Origin of the sequence: uncultured Dietzia sp., assembly GCF_937873725.1 — a bacterium.
GTDB lineage: Bacteria > Actinomycetota > Actinomycetes > Mycobacteriales > Mycobacteriaceae > Dietzia.
Window position 1 is genome coordinate 1 of record NZ_CALMYY010000063.1, and the last position, 16,660, is coordinate 16,660.

Here is a 16,660-nt window from a genome sequence, read left to right on the forward strand (position 1 = left end):
CGCCGCTCCCGGCGCCGCCGCAGGCGTAGAGCCCTCGGCGCCGGCGGTGGCCTCCTCGGCCTCGCGGGCCCTGCGACGGGCGGCGCGGCTGCTCACGACCGTGTCCTCGGTGATGCGCGGGATCTCGCCGGTGAGCTCCGAGACGCTCACCCCGCCGTCGTCGGACCGCCGGTGTCGGCGCCCCGTGGACGCGGCCGTGCCCGGCTGCTCCGCGCCCATGCGCTTGAGCAGCTCCGCCACGGTGATCTGCTGACCGTCTGGATCCTCGGCCATCTCAGCTCCCCTTCCCGTCGCCGCCCGCGTCCCGGTCGAGACGCTTCAAGATGAGCCCCTCGCGCAGAGCCCACGGACAGATTTTCACACTTTCCAGTCCCAATGCCCTCATGGACGCCTCCGCCACCAGCGCTCCCGCCACCACCTGATGCGACCGGTCGGAGCTGATCCCCTCCAACTCTGCCCTGTCCGAGGCCGTCATGCGAGAGATAAACGCGATCACCTGCCGCAGACCCGACGCCGTGAGGACGCGTTCGACCCGCGGCCCCTCCGACGACGGGGCCGCCCCGGTGAGCCTGGCCAGCGTGCGGAACGTCTTGGAGGTGGCGCAGGCGAGGTCCGGGACGCCCGCCGCCCGCAGATCCTTGGCGGGACCCTCGAGCTCGGCGTCGATGTAGTCGCGCAGCTGGTTGATGCGCTTCCGCTCGGGCGGATCGGTCTTGAACCAGTCGCGGGTCAGTCGCCCGGCGCCCAACTGCAGGCTGTAGGCGTGTTCGGGCAGCTCGTCCTCCCCGCTGGTGAGCTCCAGCGAGCCGCCACCGATGTCGAGGTTGACAATCCGGCCCGCGCTCCAGCCGAACCACCGGCGGGTGGCGAGGAAGGTCATCCGCGCCTCGTCCTCCCCGCTGAGCACGCGCAACTCGATGCCCGTCTCCTTCTCGACCCTGGCCAGGACCGCGTCGGAGTTGGCGGCGTCCCGCACGGCGGAGGTGGCCAGCGCCATGACCTCGCCGCACCTGGTGGCGCGCGCGAGCTCGGCGGCCTCGTTGACCGCGTCGATCAACCGGGCGACGCCGGTCTTGGAGATGTTGTTGTCCTCGTCGAGGTACTCGATCAGGCGCAGTCGGGTCCGGGAGTCGTTCATCGGCGTCGGGTGGCCGCCACGATGGGCGTCCACCACGACGAAATGGACCGTGTTGCTCCCGACGTCCAGGACACCTAATCTCACACGCCCACCCTAAACGGTCTACGGTCGCAGGTTGTGACCGCCACCAAACGCACCAGCACCCCGGGCGCGCCCCTCGCGGAAGTCCCCCTCGACTTCCCCCGCGAGTGGTACTCGTTCCCGGACCCCACCAATGCGGAACACCTCGTCTCCGTGGACATGACCTGGCTGCTGTCCTCGTGGACCTGCGTGTTCGGAACGCCCGCCTGCCACGGCATCGAGGCCGACCAGCCCGACTCGGGGTGCTGCACCCACGGCGCGTTCCTGTGCGACGACGAGGACCGCGAGCGCCTGAGGGGGAACGTCGCCCTCCTGGGGCCGAGGGACTGGCAACACCGTGGGGCCGCGCTGGAGTCCGCAGCTTCCGAGGGCGGCGATCTCGAGCCGTGGCTGGAGTCCGACGAGCTCACCGGGGAGGACGGCGAGCCCGAGCCCGCCCTGCGCACCCGCCGCCACGCCGGCAGGTGCGTGTTCTTCAACGATCCCGGATGGCCGGCCGGGTCCGGCTGCGCGCTGCACCACATGGCCGCGCGGACGGGGCGGACCCTGCCCGAGGCCAAGCCCGACGTGTGCTGGCAGCTCCCCATCCGACGCACGCAGGAATGGGAGACGCGGGCCGACGAGGTGGAGGTCCTCCACACCCGCATCGGCGAGTACGACCGCCGCGGCTGGGGCCCCGGCGGGCTGGACCTGGACTGGTACTGCACCGGCTCACCGGAGGCCCACGTCGGGGCCGACCCGGTGTACGTCTCGCTGCGCGACGAGCTGATCGAGCTCCTGGGGCCGCAGAACTACGAGGTCCTCGCGGCGGCGTGCCGGCGCCGCGGCCAGCTGGGGATCGTGGCCGTCCACCCGGCCACCGAGGCCGCCCGACGCTGACGCCCCCGCCCCGCACCCCGCCCACCCGAATCCGCCCAGCCCGCCCACCCTGCCCACCCGCACCCCCCGCCCACCCGCACCCCCCGAATCCGCTACTCCCCTGCACGATTCGCTGCCCGGAAGCGGCTAGCAGATGTCGCAGGTGAGTAGCGGATTCTGGGGGTGCTGATTCGGGGGGTGCGGATTCGGGGAGTGCGGATTCGGGGAGTGCGGATTCGGGGGTGAGCGGGCGGGTCAGCCCTCGAACTTGTAGCCCAGCCCGCGGACGGTCACCAGGTGGACGGGCTTGCCCGGGTCCTCCTCGATCTTGGACCGCAGTCGCTTGACGTGCACGTCCAGGGTCTTGGTGTCGCCCACGTAGTCCGAGCCCCACACGCGGTCGATCAGTTGCCCCCGCGTGAGCACCCGACCCGAGTTGCGCAACAGGTACTCGAGCAGGTCGAACTCCTTGAGCGGCAGCGTGGCCAGCGAGCCCCGGACGGTCACCGTGTGCCGCTCGATGTCCATCCGCACCGGGCCCGACTCCAGGACCCCGATCTCGTCGGGATGGTCCGAGTCGGCCTCCGCGCCGCGCCGCAGGACCGCCCGGATGCGGGCGATGAGCTCGCGGGCCGAGTAGGGCTTGGTCACGTAGTCGTCGGCGCCCAGCTCCAGGCCGACCACCTTGTCGATCTCGCTGTCGCGCGCGGTCACCATGATCACCGGCACGCTCGAGGTCACCCGCAGACGCTTGCACACGTCGGTGCCGGACATGCCCGGGAGCATGAGGTCCAGCAGCACGATGTCCGCGCCCTCCGCGTCGAAGCTCTCCAACGCGGTGGGCCCGTCGCCCGCGATGGTGACCTCGAACCCCTCCTTGCGCAGGAGAAATGCCAGCGGGTCCGCCAGCGACGCCTCGTCCTCCACGATCAGCACCCTGGTCACGGCACCTGGTCCTCTCCTTGTTGGTCGTGCTCGGCGAGGGGCGGGGCCCCGTCGCCATCCGGCTCGACATGGGCCGGGAGTTCGAGGGTGAAGGTCGACCCGGTCCCGGGTCGACTCCACAGCGTGACCGCACCGTTGTGGTTCTGGGCGACGTGTTTGACGATCGCCAGCCCCAGACCGGTCCCGCCGGTCGCGCGGGAGCGGGCCTTGTCCACGCGGAAGAACCGTTCGAAGACGCGGCCCTGCTGCTCGGGGGCGATGCCGATCCCCCGGTCGGTGACCCGCAACATCACGGTGTCCCCGTCGAGGGCGCGGGTGATCGAGACGGGCGTGCGCTCCGGCGAGTAGTTGACGGCGTTGGAGATGAGGTTGGTCAGTGCGGTGACGAGCAGCGTCCGGTCGCCCGTGACCTCGAGCCCCGACGGGGAGTCCGTGATCAGCTCGATCCCGGCCGCCTCCGCCGCGGACGCGGACCGGCGGATGGCCTCGTCCACCAGGTCGTCGACGTCCACCGGCTGCAGATCGCGGATCCGCTCGGCGCCCTGCAACCGGGACAGCTCGATGAGCTCGGAGACCATCCTTCCGAGCCGATGCGCCTCGCTCAGCACCCGTCCGCCGAAGTACTCGACGGTCTCCGGGTCGTCCTTGGACTCGATGAGCGCCTCGGCCAGTACCGCCATCGCCCCGACCGGGGTCTTGAGCTCGTGGGAGACGTTGGCGACGAAGTCGCGGCGGGCGGCCTCCATGCGGCGGTGCTCGGAGTCGTCGTCGGCAAAGACCACGACGAACTTCGCGCCGTGGCCACCGAGGATCTCGCTGCGCCCGCTCACCGACGGGGTGCGTCGACGACCAGCCGCCATCTTGGGGGGAAGGTCGAACGCCGCGGGCTCGCCCCCGTTGAACGTGGCCCGCGCGGCCTGCCATACCGGCTCCACGAGGAGACGGTCGTCCACGATCCCCAGCTCGGCGGCTCGACGGTTGTAGAGGACTACGTCCTGGTGCCGGTCCACCACGGCGAGGGCGTACGGCGCCTGGTAGTAGACCTCGCGGAGGACCTCCAGCCGACTCGGCCCCTGCTGCTCGGCGATCCGCTTCTCGCGGCGTGCGTGCAGCCGGGGGACGATGACGCCGCCCACGACGAAGCCGACCACTGCGGCGACGATCGCGAGAGCGATCCCGAGACTGACCTGCACAGGCCCGATCCTACGGTGTGGCGGATCGGCTCCCACAACCGAGAACCCCCGTCCACCTGCGGTAAATGCGCAGGCGGACGGGGGTTCAGGCGGTGTTCACCGGTGCGACACCTGCTATTTCGCGCCCTGGTTGGCGACGGCCGCGGCGCCGGCGGCCGCGGCCTCGGGATCGAGGTACGTCCCACCGGGATTGGCGACCAGACCCGACTCGTCGAAGCGGTAGATCAGCGGGATGCCGGTGGGGATGTTCAGCCCGGCGATGTCGGAGTCGGAGATGCCGTCGAGGTGCTTGACCAGTGCCCGCAGGGAGTTGCCGTGCGCGGCCACCATCACCGTCTTACCCTCGGCGAGCTTCGGCGCGATCTCGGCCGCGTAGTACGGGATGAACCGGTCCACCACGTCCTTGAGGCACTCCGTCAGCGGCACCGCGGGCAGGTCCGAGTAGCGGACGTCGCCCGACTGGGAGTACTCGTTCCCGGAGTCGATCGCCGGCGGCGGCGTGTCGTAGCTCCGGCGCCACAGCATGAACTGCTCGTCTCCGAACTCGTCCTTGATCTGCGCCTTGTCGAGGCCCTGGAGCTTGCCGTAGTGGCGCTCGTTGAGCTTCCAGTTCCGCACCACCGGGATCCAGTGGCGGTCGCACGCGTCGAGCGCGATGTTGGCCGTGGTGATCGCGCGACGCAGCAGCGAGGTGTACAGCACGTCGGGGAGGATGCCCTCCTCGGCGAGCAGCTTTCCGCCGCGGACAGCCTCCTCTCGACCGAGATCGGTGAGGTCGACGTCGACCCACCCCGTGAACTGGTTGGATGCGTTCCACTGGGACTGCCCGTGACGCAGGAGGACGAGGGTTCCGAATGCCATAAGACCATTATGACCCGACGCCGGAGGACTACGGTGCAGACATGACCACACCCGCCGGCACCACCCCCGATTTCCCTGATCGGCCGTGGACCGCCCACTACACGCCGGGCACCACGCAGAATCTCGACTACGGCACCACCACGCTCATCGATCAGTTCGACCACGCGGTCAGCACCTACTCGTCCCGCCCCGCGACCGAGTTCTTCGGCCGCCTCACCACGTACGCCGAGCTCGGGAGCCGGGTCCGCCGCGCCGCCGAGGGCCTGCGCCGCCTCGGGGTCAGCCGCGGAGACCGCGTCGCCGTGCTGTTGCCGAACTGCCCGCAGGGGATCGTCGTGTTCTACGCGGCGCTGCGCATCGGCGCGATCGTGGTGGAGCACAATCCGCTCTACACCGCCGACGAGCTCGAGGGCCCCTTCACCGACCACGGCGCGAAGGTCGTCGTGACGTGGAACGTCGTGGCGCCGGTGGTGCAGGACCTCGCCGGCCGGTCCGGCACCGCGATCGAGCACATCATCGCCGTCGACCTGCTCGACGAGTTCCCCGCCGTCAAGCGCCTCGCGCTCACCTACCTACCCCTGCCCGCGCTGCGCGCCTCCCGGAACAAGCTCTCCCGGCCCGCCGCCAGCACCCTGGACTGGGCCGACTTCGAGAAGGGCGCGGAACTGGACTTCTCGTACGCGCGGCCCGCCGCCGACGATCCCGCGCTGATCCTCTACACCTCCGGCACCACCGGGACCCCCAAGGGCGCCGTGCTCACCCACGCCAACCTGGTGTCCAACGCCAAGATGGGTCGCGCCTGGGTGCCCGAGCTCACGCCGGGCCAGGAGAAGTTCCTCGCCTCGCTGCCGATGTTCCACGCCTACGGCGTGACGCTGTGCGTGGTGTTCGGGATCGCCGAGGGGGCGCGGCTCCAGCTGGTGCCGACGCCCGACATGGACCTCATCATGCCGATCCTCAAGAAGGATCTGCCGACCTTCATCCCCGCCGTCCCGCCGATCTACACCAAGATCCTCGAGGAGGCCGAGAAGCGCGGGATCCCGCTGCGCGGCATCAGGCACTCCCTGTCCGGTGCGATGAGCCTTCCCGCCGAGCTCATCGAGAGGTGGGAGTCCGCCACCGGCGGCCTGTTGGTGGAGGGGTACGGGATGACCGAGACCTCGCCCATCACCATCGGCAACCCCATGTCGACGGCGAGGCGGGCCGGCAGCATCGGCATCCCCTTCCCCGACACCGACATCCGCGTGGCCGACAAGGACGATCCCTCGGTGGACGTTCCGACCGGCGAGCCCGGTGAGCTTCTGGTCAAGGGGCCGCAGGTGTTCCCGGGCTACTGGCGCAACGACGACGCGACCGCCGACACCTTCCACGACGGCTGGATCCGCACCGGCGACGTGGTGGTGCAGGACCCCGACGGCTTCCTCCACGTGGTGGACCGGATCAAGGAGATGATCGTCACCGGCGGGTTCAACGTGTACCCGTCCGAGGTCGAGGCGGTCCTGCGCAAGGCCCCGGGCGTGGCCGACTGCGCGGTGGTGGGCCGCCGGGGCATGGACGGGTCGGAGCAGGTCGTGGCCGCCGTCGTCCTCGAGCCCGGCGCCTCGCTCGACGCCGACGCCCTGCGCGCGCACTGCAAGGGCTCGCTGACCGGGTACAAGGTCCCGCGCGAGTTCGTGGAGCTGGACGAGCTGCCCACCAACCCCATGGGCAAGGTGCTGCGCAAGAAGGTGGCGGAGGAGATCAACCCCTGACCGGGCCGGGCCCGGCGCGCGCGCGGGGTGCGGCGGGCGAGGCGGGCACCGTCACTCGGGCTGGGGGAGGTCCTCGGTGAGGTGGCGGAACGCGTCGAGGTTGCGCAGCGGCTCGCCCCGCGAGACGCGCCACTCCCACTCGCGGCGGATCGACGTGTGGAAGCCGGTCTCCAGGAGGATGTTGAAGTCGTGGTCCGCGGCCTCGAGCACCTGGCCGAGCACCCGGTCGAGCTCCTCGTCGGTCACCGCGACCAGCGGCATCCGGCCCACCAGGTAGATGTCCCCGTTGTTGTCCAGCGTGTACGCCACCTGGTACAGCCGACGGTTGCGCCGCAGCAGGTACTTGTAGACCTTCTCGTGGTCCTCGTCGGGCTGGCGGCACACGAACGCCTCGATGCGCACGCTCTCGCGGTTCACCGTGAGGTGGCAGGCGGTCTTGAGCCGCTTCTCCCCCGGCAGTTGCACCACGAAGGTCCGGCCGTCGGCCAGGGTCGACTCGATCTCGCGCGTCCGGAGGAACGCGGTGATGCGGTCGACGGTGGGCCCGTCCGCGGGGTCGTTCCTGGTCTCGTCGGTCATCCTCGGACTCCTTCGGCGGTCGTGGCGGTGGGTCGGCGTGCGCGGTGGTCGGCGTGCGCGGTGGTCGTCCGCCTGTCTGCGTCCGACGGGGATTCGTCGTGGCGGGGCCTCTCGGATGGGTGCGGTCAGGACGCGGTGGCCTCGGCACGCCGGGCGCGGTAGGCGGCCATCGTGCCCGCATACGAGTCGAGCAGCCCGTCGGCCGTCGAGTCCCAGGAGAACGCGGAGGCGTGGACCGGGGCGGCCCGCGACATCGACAGGCGGCGCTCGTCGTCGTCGAGCAGTCCCACCAACGTCCGCGCCCACACCCGCGGGTCGTGCCCGTCCACGGTGAGCCCGGTGCGGCCGTCGTCGACGGCCGTGGGCAACCCGCCCACGGCGGCGGCCACGACGGGCGTGCCGCACGCCTGGGCCTCGAGCGCGACCAGCCCGAAGGACTCGGAGTGCGAGGGCACGGCCACGATGTCGGCGGCGCGGTAGACGTCCACCAGCTCCGACGGCGGGCGCGGGGCGAGGAAGCTCACGCGGTCGGCCACCCCCAGCTCCGCGGCGAGGTCCATGAGCGAGCGCGGCCGGTCCAGCCCGGACCCGCTGGGCCCGCCCACCACCAGCAGTCGCACGTCGCGGTGCGGCTGGGCGCGGACGATCTCGGCCAGCGCCCGCACGATCACGTCCGGGGCCTTGAGCGGCTGGATCCGGCCGATGAACGCGATCACCTCCGTGCGTTGCGCCAGCCCCAGCGCCCGGCGGGCCCGCTCGGTGCCGCGCTGCGTGCCGGGGGTGTACTGCTCGAGGTCGGCGCCCGGCGGGACCACGTCGATGTCGGCCGGATCGGCGTCGTAGTAGCCCACCAGCTCGTCGCGCTCGCCGGTGGTGTTGACGACGAGCCGGTCGGCCGCGTCCACGATCTGCTGCTCCCCGATCCGCCGACACTCGGGCTCGGGGGTGTCGCCCTCCGCGAGGACCGCGTTCTTCACCGCCGCCAGGGTGTGCGCGGTGTGCACCAGCGGCACGCCCCAGTGCTCGGACGCCACCAGCCCGGCCTGGCCCGACAGCCAGTAGTGGGAGTGGATGAGGTCGTAGTGGCCGGGCGCGTGACCGGCCTCCGCCCGCATCACTCCGGCCACGAACGGGCAGAGCTGCGTGGGCAGGTCCTCCTTGCGCAGCCCCTCGAACGGCCCGGCCACGATGTTGCGGACCAGGACGCCGTCGCCGGCCTCCTCGACCGGGGGCTGCGAGGAGTGGGTGGCACGGGTGAAGATCTCGACCTCCACCCCGCGGCGGGCCAGCCGGCGCGCGGACTGCAGGACGTACACGTTGAGCCCGCCGGCGTCCCCGGTGCCGGGCTGGGCCAGCGGCGAGGTGTGGAAGGACAGCACGGCGATGCGCCGCGGGAGCGGGGCGTCGACGCCGGTGGTCAGGTCGGTGACGGTCACCTGACCGATTGTGCCCCCGACGACGAGACCGTGCACATCGCGGCAGGCGGCTACAGCGACGCGGCGAACTCCTCGAGGTGTGCCAGGAAGCGCGGCATCTCCTCCACGAACGGCGCGTGCGCGGATTCAGGGAAGCCAACGAAGCGGGCGCCGGGGATCATCCCGGCGTTCGCCTGCCCGGCCGAGGGCAGCACCACCCCGTCATGCTCGCCGTGGATCACCAGGGCCGGGATCGACAATCCGCGCAGGGTCTGGTCGTTGTCCACGCGGCGCGCGAGCATCTTGCCGCGGACCGCGGGGGGCGTGGCCAGCGACAGGCCGAAGATCCGCTGGCGGCTCGCCCCGTCGCCCGAGCGCATCATCGCCGAGCCGAAGCCCGATAGCGCGGCGATCGCCCGGGCCGGGTCGTCGTCGACCCCGCCGTCCGCGACCGCCATCATGGCCGGCCCGACCGCGCCGCCCGCCGACCGCGAGATCGAGGTGACCGCCCCGCAGAGGACCAGGCCGGCGACCCTGCCCTCCCCGCGCGCGGCCAGGTAGTCCGAGACCACGATGCCGCCGTACGACCAGCCCAGCAGGATCGCGCCGGAGCCCTCGCCGATCCCGGCCGCGTCGAGCACCGCCTCGAGGTCGTCGGCCCACTGCGCGGACGAGTCGTAGCCGGCCTCCGCGACGCCCGAGTGCCCGTGGCCGCGCAGGTCCACCGCCACCACGCGGAACCGCTCCGCGAGTTCGCCCAGCAGCTCGGATCCCCAGCAGGCGCTGGACTGTGCCCAGCCGTGCACCAGGACCAGGGGCCGCGCGGCGGGATCGCCGAGGACGCGGTAGGCGAGGGTCGTGCCGTCGGAGGAGACGGCGGAGCAGACGGCGGGGGCGGGGGCGGGGGCGCCTTCAGTGGTCATGCCGGTCATCGTGCCAGCACCGCGATGGCGGGGAGGCCCGCGGGGCGGCGGCACCCCTGTCTGGCCGGGGATGCGCTGCCCGTGTGGTCCGGACGCCCAGCGCATGTCGGGGGATTCCGCGCATTCCGGCAGCGCGAGTCGGGGCGGGCGAGTCGGGGCGGGCGGCCCGGGCGGGCGGATCCGTCCCCCGGAACGAGCCCGCGAGGGCTACCGTGGGCGGATGGCAGTCACCAGCACCCGGACCGACGCCGACGTCGTTGTCCGCACCTTCTTCGACGCACTCGTGGCGGGATCCACCGGCACCGCCGCGGCCCTGCTCGCCGACGACGTCTGGTGGGCCAACATCGGCCTCCCGACCGTCCGGGGCAAGCGCGCGGTGGTCGGCGCCATCTCGGCGATGAACCGCAACATCAGCTTCGACGTGGACATCCACCACCTGGCCGTGGGCGCCCCGGCCGATCCGACCGACCCCGCGGCCCCCACCATCGTGCTCACCGAACGCACCGACTACCTGGGCGTCGGACCGTTCCGCTGCGGCTTCTGGGTGTGCGGGCGCCTCGAGGTCCGGGATGGCCTGATCTGCGGATGGCAGGACTACTTCTCCACGGCCGACATGGCCCGCGGCGCGGTGCGCGGACTGGTGGGGATGGTCACCGGACGGGGTCGCTGACCTCGTCGTCGTCGTGGATCGTCGGCGTCCCCCCGCGCCGGCCGCCTCGCCACCGCACGGCCGTCGAATCGCCCCCCGCCGCCGCCGCGCCTAATCTCAACGGCATGAGCACCGAGCATTCCGCCGCCCGCGAGCGGCTGGCCGCCCTCCCCCACGACACCCGCATCGCGGTGGTGACCGGCGCGTCCTCCGGGATCGGCGAGGCCACCGCGCGGGAGCTGGCACGGCTGGGCTTCCACGTGGTGGTGGGCGCCCGGCGGCTGGACCGGCTCCAGGCCCTGGCGCGCGAGATCGGCGGCACCGCGCTCCCCCTGGACGTGACGGACGCCGAGTCGTGCGCGGCGTTCTGCGCGGCCGTCCCCCGCCTGCACGTGCTGGTCAACAACGCCGGCGGGGCCAAGGGCACCTCCACCGTCATGGACGCCGACGAGGACCAGTGGCGCTGGATGTGGGAGACCAACGTGCTCGGCACTCTACGTCTGGTGAGGGGCCTGATGCCGGTGCTGGTCGAGACGGGCGACGGGCTGGTGGTGACCATCACGTCCATCGCGGCGCTCGAGTCCTACGACAACGGCTCCGGCTACACCTCGGCCAAGCACGCGCAGGCGGTCCTGCACCGCACGCTTCGCGGGGAGCACCTGGGGCAGCCCGTGCGCTTCACCGAGATCGCGCCCGGGATGGTGGAGACCGAGTTCTCGCTGGTGCGGTTCGAGGGCGACGACGACAAGGCCGGCGCGGTCTACCGGGGATTGACCCCCATGGTCGCGCAGGACATCGCCGAGATCGTCGGATTCGTGGCGAGCCGGCCGTCGCACGTCAACCTCGACACGATCGTGGTGAAGCCGCGGGACCAGCATTCCGCGATGCGCGCGCACCGACGCTGAGCACGCTAGCCTCGACGCATGCCAAAGATCGGTAGCCAGTCCTTCAACGACCTCCTCTCGGCGCAGGTGGGCCACGAGTTCGCCGCGAGCCAGCAGTACATCGCGATCGCCGTCTGGGCGGACGCCAAGGATCTGCCCCAGCTGGCCACCCGCTTCTACCAGCACAGCCTGGGCGAGCGGAACCACGCCATGATGATGGTCCAGTACATGCTCGACCGCGACATCCCGGTGACCATCCCGGCGGTGCCCGCGCCGCAGGCCAGCTTCGGCGGCCCGCTCGACGCCCTGCGCACGGCTCTGGACCAGGAGCAGCAGGTCACCCGGCAGATCGAGGCCCTCTTCCAGGCCGCGCGCGCCGAGTCCGACCCGCTGGGCGAGCAGTTCATGCTGTGGTTCCTCCGCGAGCAGGTCGAGGAGGTCGCCAACATGAGCACCCTGGTGGCGATCGCCGAGCGCGCCGCCGACGACTGGTTCCGCATCGAGGAGTACATGGCGCGCGAGACGGACGCCTCGTCCAACACCGGCACCCCGCCCGCGGTCGCCGGCGGCGCGGTCTGACCCACGCGCCACCGGGCCACTCCCCGGGCCACCGCGCCCCCGGGCCACCGGGCCACCGGGCCACCGAGAAGAGTGTTTCGCGCACCTCCACTCGACGGATACGCGCGAAACACTCTTCTCGGCGGCGTGGCAGGGAGAACTCCACGTAGCTCACCCCGCTCTCGAAGTCCCGACGCGTCCGACGGGTCAGCGCCAGCGAGAGCGACCCGCCCGCCGCCCGCGCCACCAGCGGGATGCCCGCGCCGAGGACGACCGGATTGACCGTGAGGCATAGTGCTCGATGATCCAGGGCATGTGGTCGCCCTCGACGAGGAAGTCGTCACAGCCGCCGCCGGGGTCGGCGATGCCACCGTCGACGCTCACAGCCACGTAGTAGATGAGCTTGCGCACGGTGGGTCCTCTCTGGGGATGGGTGTGTTCGCGTGCGTCCACCCCGCCGGAGCGGGGTCAGTCGAGGGTGATCACGTCGTCCACCCCCACCCGGTCGCAGAAGCCGTCGTCGTGGCTGACCAGGAGCAAAGCCCCCCGCCACTGTGAGAGCGCGTCGGCGAGCACCTGCACGCCGTCGAGGTCGAGGTTGTTGGTGGGCTCGTCCAGGACCAGCAACTGCGGCACCGGCCGGGCGAACAGCCGCGCCGCCAGCGCCGCCCGGAGGCGCTCACCGCCGGACAGGTCCGCGAGCCTACGGAACCCGGCGTCGCCGGTGAACAGGAAACGCGCCGCGTGGGCGTGGGCCTCCTCCGCCGACGCCTCGGGGCGGACCGCGCGGATCGCGTCGACGACCGACCACTCCGGGTGCTCGACGCGAAGATCCTGCGGCAGCAGGGCCCAGGGCACGTGGACGGCCTCGTCGTGGTCGCCCGCCTCCGAGGCGCCCCGGCCCGCGCCCGAACCGCCCGAACGGCCTCCACGACCGGCCACACCCTCGCCGAACAGCCGCCGCAGCAACGTGGTCTTGCCGCTGCCGTTGGGTCCGGCCAGACGCACGCGCGCCGGCCCCGCGAGGTGGATCCGGCCGGCGACCGGGTCCACGGCGTCCAGGACGATCCGGCCCGTCGGCAGCCCGGGATCGGGCATCGGGATCCGCAGCAGTTCGTCGTGCCGCACCGCGTCGTCGGCCTCGCTCAACCGCTCGCGGGCCCGGTCGACACCCTGTTGGTGGACCGTGCGCAGCCTGCCCGCCGACTCCTGGGCGGACTTCCGGCGCGCGTCCATGAGGATCTTGGGCATCCCGCCCGCCGCCTGGACGCGGCGCCCCTGCGCGGCCCGGCGGCTGGCCTTCTCGGCCCCCTCTGCCTTGTCCCGCTTCTCGGCGCGCAGGTCGTTGCGCGCACCCGTCAGCGCCTGCAGCGCGGCGGCCTGCTCGGCGTCCACCACCTCGCGGTAGTGGCGATACGCCCCGCCGAATACCCGGCACCTGCCGGCCCGCAGTTCGACGGTGGTGTCGACGCGCTCCAGCAGCTCCAGGTCGTGGCTCACCACCAGCGCGACCCGCTCCCCGCCGGCGGTGAACCGGTCGAGGGCGTCGAACAGCCGGGCGCGCGCCCGTCGATCCAGGTTGTTGGTCGGCTCGTCCAACAGCAGCACCCGCGGCTGCCCGAGGATCCGACCCGCCAACGCCGCGAGGGTGCGTTCCCCGCCGGACAGCGCACCGGTCGGCCGGCTCAGCTCCGTGGGTAGGCCCAGCTCCGCCAGGAGCGCGACGGTCCGCTCGGCCACCGCCCAGTCGTCGCCGATCGCGGTGAAGTCGTCGTCGTCGCCCTCCCCCGCCTCGATCCGTTCCAGCGCGGCCAGGCGCGCTCCCACACCGAGTTCGTCGGCGAGGGTGTGGCCGGCGGGGGCGTCGGCGAGCAGCTGCGGCAGGTAGGCCACGGCGGGCGGCCGGGCCGGTACGCCGTCGACGGTGATCGACCCGGCCGAGGGCCGGAGCTCGGCGGCCGCCAGACGCAGCAGGGTGCTCTTGCCGGCGCCGTTGCGCCCGATCAGCGCGGTGAGGCCGGGGCCCACGGTGAGGTCGAGCCCGGTGAAGAGGGGGGTGTGGTCGGGGAACGCGTAGGCGACGTCCGACAGGACGAGGGAAGACATGCATGCTCCGGGGAGGTGGCGGATGGGCCGGGTCTCACCTGGGGTCGAGCACTGTCCTTCGGTCTCCTCGACTCGGGTGCTCGGCGTGGTGCCCCTCGCCACCGGGATCTCTCCGCGGTCGCGCCGTGCGCCTGCCGACGTGCAGCGTGAACGCTACGCCCGCCGCCCGGGGGCGGCAAGGGTCCGGCGATCATCCCGTGGGGCGCAGGGGCGGGACGACGACGACGAGGGCTACATGAACGCGCTGGGGGGCAGGCCCTCGCGGCTGCTCATGGGGAGCTCCTTGTCCAGCCTCTCCATGAAGAAGTGCGACTGCACCGCGGTCCAGATGTTGTTGGTGAGCCAGTACAGGCCGATCGCGATGGGGAAGTTGAAGAAGTACGCGCCCACGATCGGGAAGAACGGGAACAGGTACATCATGATCTTCATCGACTGGTTCATCGACTCGGTCATGGACTCGGCGATCGACTGGAAGTCCTGCGGCTTGGCGTCCGCCCCCGCCTTGGCGGGAGCTCCCGGGGTGCCGTCATCGTCGGCCGCGTCGCCGGCGTCTGCGACGGGGGTGGGGGCCTGGCCGTCGATCTCGACCACCTCGCCGTCGACGACCGGGCCGCCCGCGCGCTCCTCGGCGTCCACGCGGGCGAGCGCCTCCTGCTCGGCCACCTTGGCGGCCTTCTGCCGGCGGAAGGAGTTCCACATGTTGATGAAGGTGGCGATGCCCGCCAGCACGAACAGCGGCACGGCCAGCACCAGGATGTCCTCGCGCACCAGCCCCGGGTGCAGCGAGTCCATGACCTCCTGCGGCATCCGGATGTACGAGGCCAGCGGGACGCCGAAGATCTCGGCGTTGAGGAACGAGGCGACCTGCTGGGGCTGGAACGCCCCGTTGGTCATCTGCGAGGCCTCCTCGATCGACTTGCCGGGAGGCGAGAAGTTGAGCAGCACGTGGTACAGGCCGATGAACACCGGGATCTGCACGAGCAGCGGCAGGCAGCCGGCGGCGGGGTTGACCCCGGCGTCGGCGTACAGCGCCTGCATCTCCTTGGCCTGCTCCTGGCGGTCCTCGGGGGACTTGCGGTCCTTGTACTTGTTCTGCAGCTCCTTCATCTTGGGAGCGATCTGCGCCATCTTGCGCATGGAGAACTGCTGCCGGTACATCGACCGCATGAGCAGCAGCCGCACGGTCACCACCAGCAGCAACACCGAGCCCACCCAGGCCAGGCCCGAGTCCGGGTCCACGACGAAGCTCAGCGCCCAGTGCCAGAACTTCATGACGAGCGACACCGGATACGCGAACAGGTCCACGGGCGAATCTCCAGGAGGACGGCGGCGCCGGGCGGGCGCGCGGGGCGGGACGGGACTACACGTGCGCTTCCAGCGTGCCAGGGTTGACGCGCGTGGCGGTCGCCGGGGTCACCCGCCCGCGACGACCGCGGCCCGGACGGCTCCGGCCCCGGCTCCGGCTCTGGCTCCGGCTCCGGCTCAGATGCTGCACCCCACCCACACCGGCTCGGGGTGCAGGTCCACGCCGAACGCCTCCCGGACGCCGTCGCGGACCTCCCGCGCGAGCGCGATCACGTCGTCGGCCGTGGCGCGGCCCCGGTTGGTCAGCGCGAGCGTGTGTTTGGTGGACAGGCGGGCGAGCGCCGACGACGAGGGGTACCCCTTCCCGAAACCGGCCCGCTCGATCAGCCATCCCGCCGAGAGTTTGACCCCGTTCGCACCGGGGAACGCCGGCATCTGCGCGGCCTGCCCCACCCCGAGGCGGTCCGCCACCCGGGACCGCACCGTGGGGAGGTCCTCCTCGCCGATCACCGGGTTGGTGAAGAAGGACCCGGCGGACCAGGTGTCCTCGTCGTCGTCGTCCAGCACCATGCCCTTCCCGCGGCGCAGCTCGAGGACGGTCTCGCGCGCGACGGCGGCGTCGGTCCGCTCCCCCGGTTCCACGCCCAGGCGCCCGGCCAGCTCGGCGTAGCGGACGGGCTCGCTGCGGCCGGCGGGGTCGAGGTGGAACTCCACCTCGAGGACCACGGCGCGGTCGGTGTTCTTCAGCACGGACGTCCGGTACGCGAGCCCGAGCGCGCCCGGGGCGACCCACTCGTCGACGCCGGTGTGGCGGTCGAACCAGCGCACGCGGTGCAGGACCTGCGCCACCTCGACCCCGTAGGCGCCCACGTTCTGGACCGGGGTCGCGCCCACCGAGCCCGGGATGCCGGACAGGCACTCCAGGCCGCCGTATCCGCGGGCGACGGTGTCCGCCACGAGCTCGTCCCAGGCCAGCCCGGCGCCGGCCCGGACGACGATCCGCCCGTGGGGGGCGGCCTCCCCGGCGGCCGCGGCGGCGTCGTCCGCCTCCCCGCCGGCCGCGGCGCCGTCGTCCGTCGCGCCGCGGTACTCCACCTCGCGGTTGCGCACGGCCACCACCACCAGGTCCAGATCGCCGCCGGCCACCACGAGGTTGGAGCCGCCGCCCAGCACGAGCACCGGCACCCCCGCCGCGTCCAGCGCGGCGACGGCCGCCGTGACCGCGTCGGCCGTGGAGCACTCCAGCAGCGCGCGCGGCCGGCCGCCGATGCGCAGCGTGGTGAGGCTGTCCAGGCGGGCGTCGGGGACCACGGCGACGCCGGCGACATCCGCCAGGTCGCGGATCACGGCGTCGACCCGGCGGTCGGAGGAGGGCGGGAGCACACGCCCGAGGGTAGTCACCCCTAGTAGTGTT

16 protein-coding genes and 1 pseudogene are annotated in these 16,660 nt (G+C 72.2%); 5 read left to right on the top strand and 12 right to left on the bottom strand.

The annotated features are described in order from the left end of the window. Together Q0444_RS05635 and Q0444_RS05640 are read right to left on the bottom strand one after the other, a co-directional pair. Positions 1-273, bottom strand: a pseudogene (locus tag Q0444_RS05635) (hypothetical protein); the annotation flags it as partial. A gap of 1 nt (position 274) precedes the next feature. Continuing rightward, entirely contained in the window at positions 275-1,222 is a 948-nt protein-coding gene (locus Q0444_RS05640; protein WP_291081584.1) for a Ppx/GppA phosphatase family protein, read from the bottom strand. Positions 1,223-1,255: 33 nt separating this feature from the next. On the opposite strand from Q0444_RS05640, the gene Q0444_RS05645 reads away from it, so the two are divergent. Beyond that, complete coding sequence (locus Q0444_RS05645; RefSeq protein WP_299022030.1) at positions 1,256-2,098, top strand: hypothetical protein; 843 nt, start codon at positions 1,256-1,258, stop codon at positions 2,096-2,098. A gap of 234 nt (positions 2,099-2,332) precedes the next feature. Here the strand turns inward: Q0444_RS05645 and Q0444_RS05650 are convergent, their stop codons facing one another. From Q0444_RS05650 to Q0444_RS05660, 3 genes are all read right to left on the bottom strand, one after another. Next, positions 2,333-3,022, bottom strand: coding sequence for a response regulator transcription factor (locus Q0444_RS05650; protein ID WP_299022033.1), 690 nt, complete (start codon positions 3,020-3,022; stop codon positions 2,333-2,335). After that, positions 3,019-4,215, bottom strand: a complete 1,197-nt coding sequence (locus Q0444_RS05655; RefSeq protein ID WP_291085542.1) for a cell wall metabolism sensor histidine kinase WalK — start codon at positions 4,213-4,215, stop codon at positions 3,019-3,021. Before Q0444_RS05655 ends, Q0444_RS05650 begins: the two co-directional genes overlap by 4 nt. A gap of 114 nt (positions 4,216-4,329) precedes the next feature. Beyond that, positions 4,330-5,076, bottom strand: a complete 747-nt coding sequence (locus tag Q0444_RS05660; RefSeq protein ID WP_291085539.1) for a phosphoglyceromutase — start codon at positions 5,074-5,076, stop codon at positions 4,330-4,332. Between the two features lie 41 nt (positions 5,077-5,117). Here Q0444_RS05660 and Q0444_RS05665 point away from each other — a divergent pair, with 41 nt between their 5' ends. Continuing rightward, on the top strand, positions 5,118-6,827 hold the full coding sequence (locus tag Q0444_RS05665) for a long-chain-fatty-acid--CoA ligase (RefSeq protein ID WP_291085536.1): 1,710 nt from the start codon (positions 5,118-5,120) through the stop codon (positions 6,825-6,827). Positions 6,828-6,878: 51 nt separating this feature from the next. Here Q0444_RS05665 and Q0444_RS05670 read toward each other — a convergent pair whose 3' ends face one another. The 3 genes from Q0444_RS05670 to Q0444_RS05680 form a co-directional block, all read right to left on the bottom strand. After that, positions 6,879-7,406 (bottom strand): YbjN domain-containing protein, encoded by a 528-nt coding sequence (locus tag Q0444_RS05670; protein WP_291085533.1) that lies wholly within the window; start codon positions 7,404-7,406, stop codon positions 6,879-6,881. A gap of 125 nt (positions 7,407-7,531) precedes the next feature. After that, positions 7,532-8,842, bottom strand: a complete 1,311-nt coding sequence (gene mshA / locus Q0444_RS05675) for a D-inositol-3-phosphate glycosyltransferase (protein ID WP_299022042.1) — start codon at positions 8,840-8,842, stop codon at positions 7,532-7,534. Between the two features lie 50 nt (positions 8,843-8,892). Beyond that, positions 8,893-9,744, bottom strand: a complete 852-nt coding sequence (locus tag Q0444_RS05680) for an alpha/beta fold hydrolase (RefSeq protein WP_299022045.1) — start codon at positions 9,742-9,744, stop codon at positions 8,893-8,895. 220 nt (positions 9,745-9,964) lie between these two features. On the opposite strand from Q0444_RS05680, the gene Q0444_RS05685 reads away from it, so the two are divergent. From Q0444_RS05685 to Q0444_RS05695, 3 genes are all read left to right on the top strand, one after another. Next, a complete protein-coding gene (locus Q0444_RS05685; protein WP_291085524.1) occupies positions 9,965-10,414 on the top strand; it encodes a limonene-1,2-epoxide hydrolase family protein in 450 nt (149 codons plus the stop codon). 104 nt (positions 10,415-10,518) lie between these two features. Next, positions 10,519-11,298 carry an SDR family NAD(P)-dependent oxidoreductase gene (locus Q0444_RS05690; RefSeq protein ID WP_291085521.1) on the top strand — a complete coding sequence of 260 codons (780 nt, stop codon included), beginning with the start codon at positions 10,519-10,521 and terminating at the stop codon, positions 11,296-11,298. Positions 11,299-11,316: 18 nt separating this feature from the next. Continuing rightward, positions 11,317-11,856 carry a ferritin gene (locus Q0444_RS05695; protein WP_291085519.1) on the top strand — a complete coding sequence of 180 codons (540 nt, stop codon included), beginning with the start codon at positions 11,317-11,319 and terminating at the stop codon, positions 11,854-11,856. 186 nt (positions 11,857-12,042) lie between these two features. Here the strand turns inward: Q0444_RS05695 and Q0444_RS15095 are convergent, their stop codons facing one another. The 4 genes from Q0444_RS15095 to Q0444_RS05715 all read right to left on the bottom strand — a co-directional run bounded on the left by Q0444_RS15095 (position 12,043) and on the right by Q0444_RS05715 (position 16,590). Then, positions 12,043-12,246, bottom strand: a complete 204-nt coding sequence (locus tag Q0444_RS15095) for a hypothetical protein (protein WP_367179744.1) — start codon at positions 12,244-12,246, stop codon at positions 12,043-12,045. A gap of 57 nt (positions 12,247-12,303) precedes the next feature. Further along, entirely contained in the window at positions 12,304-13,941 is a 1,638-nt protein-coding gene (locus Q0444_RS05705; RefSeq protein ID WP_299022049.1) for an ATP-binding cassette domain-containing protein, read from the bottom strand. A gap of 231 nt (positions 13,942-14,172) precedes the next feature. Continuing rightward, positions 14,173-15,246: a membrane protein insertase YidC gene (gene yidC, locus Q0444_RS05710; RefSeq protein ID WP_299022053.1), complete on the bottom strand. Its 1,074-nt coding sequence runs from the start codon at positions 15,244-15,246 to the stop codon at positions 14,173-14,175. 177 nt (positions 15,247-15,423) lie between these two features. Further along, positions 15,424-16,590: a UDP-N-acetylmuramate dehydrogenase gene (locus Q0444_RS05715; protein WP_299022086.1), complete on the bottom strand. Its 1,167-nt coding sequence runs from the start codon at positions 16,588-16,590 to the stop codon at positions 15,424-15,426. Between the last annotated feature and the right edge of the window lie 70 nt (positions 16,591-16,660).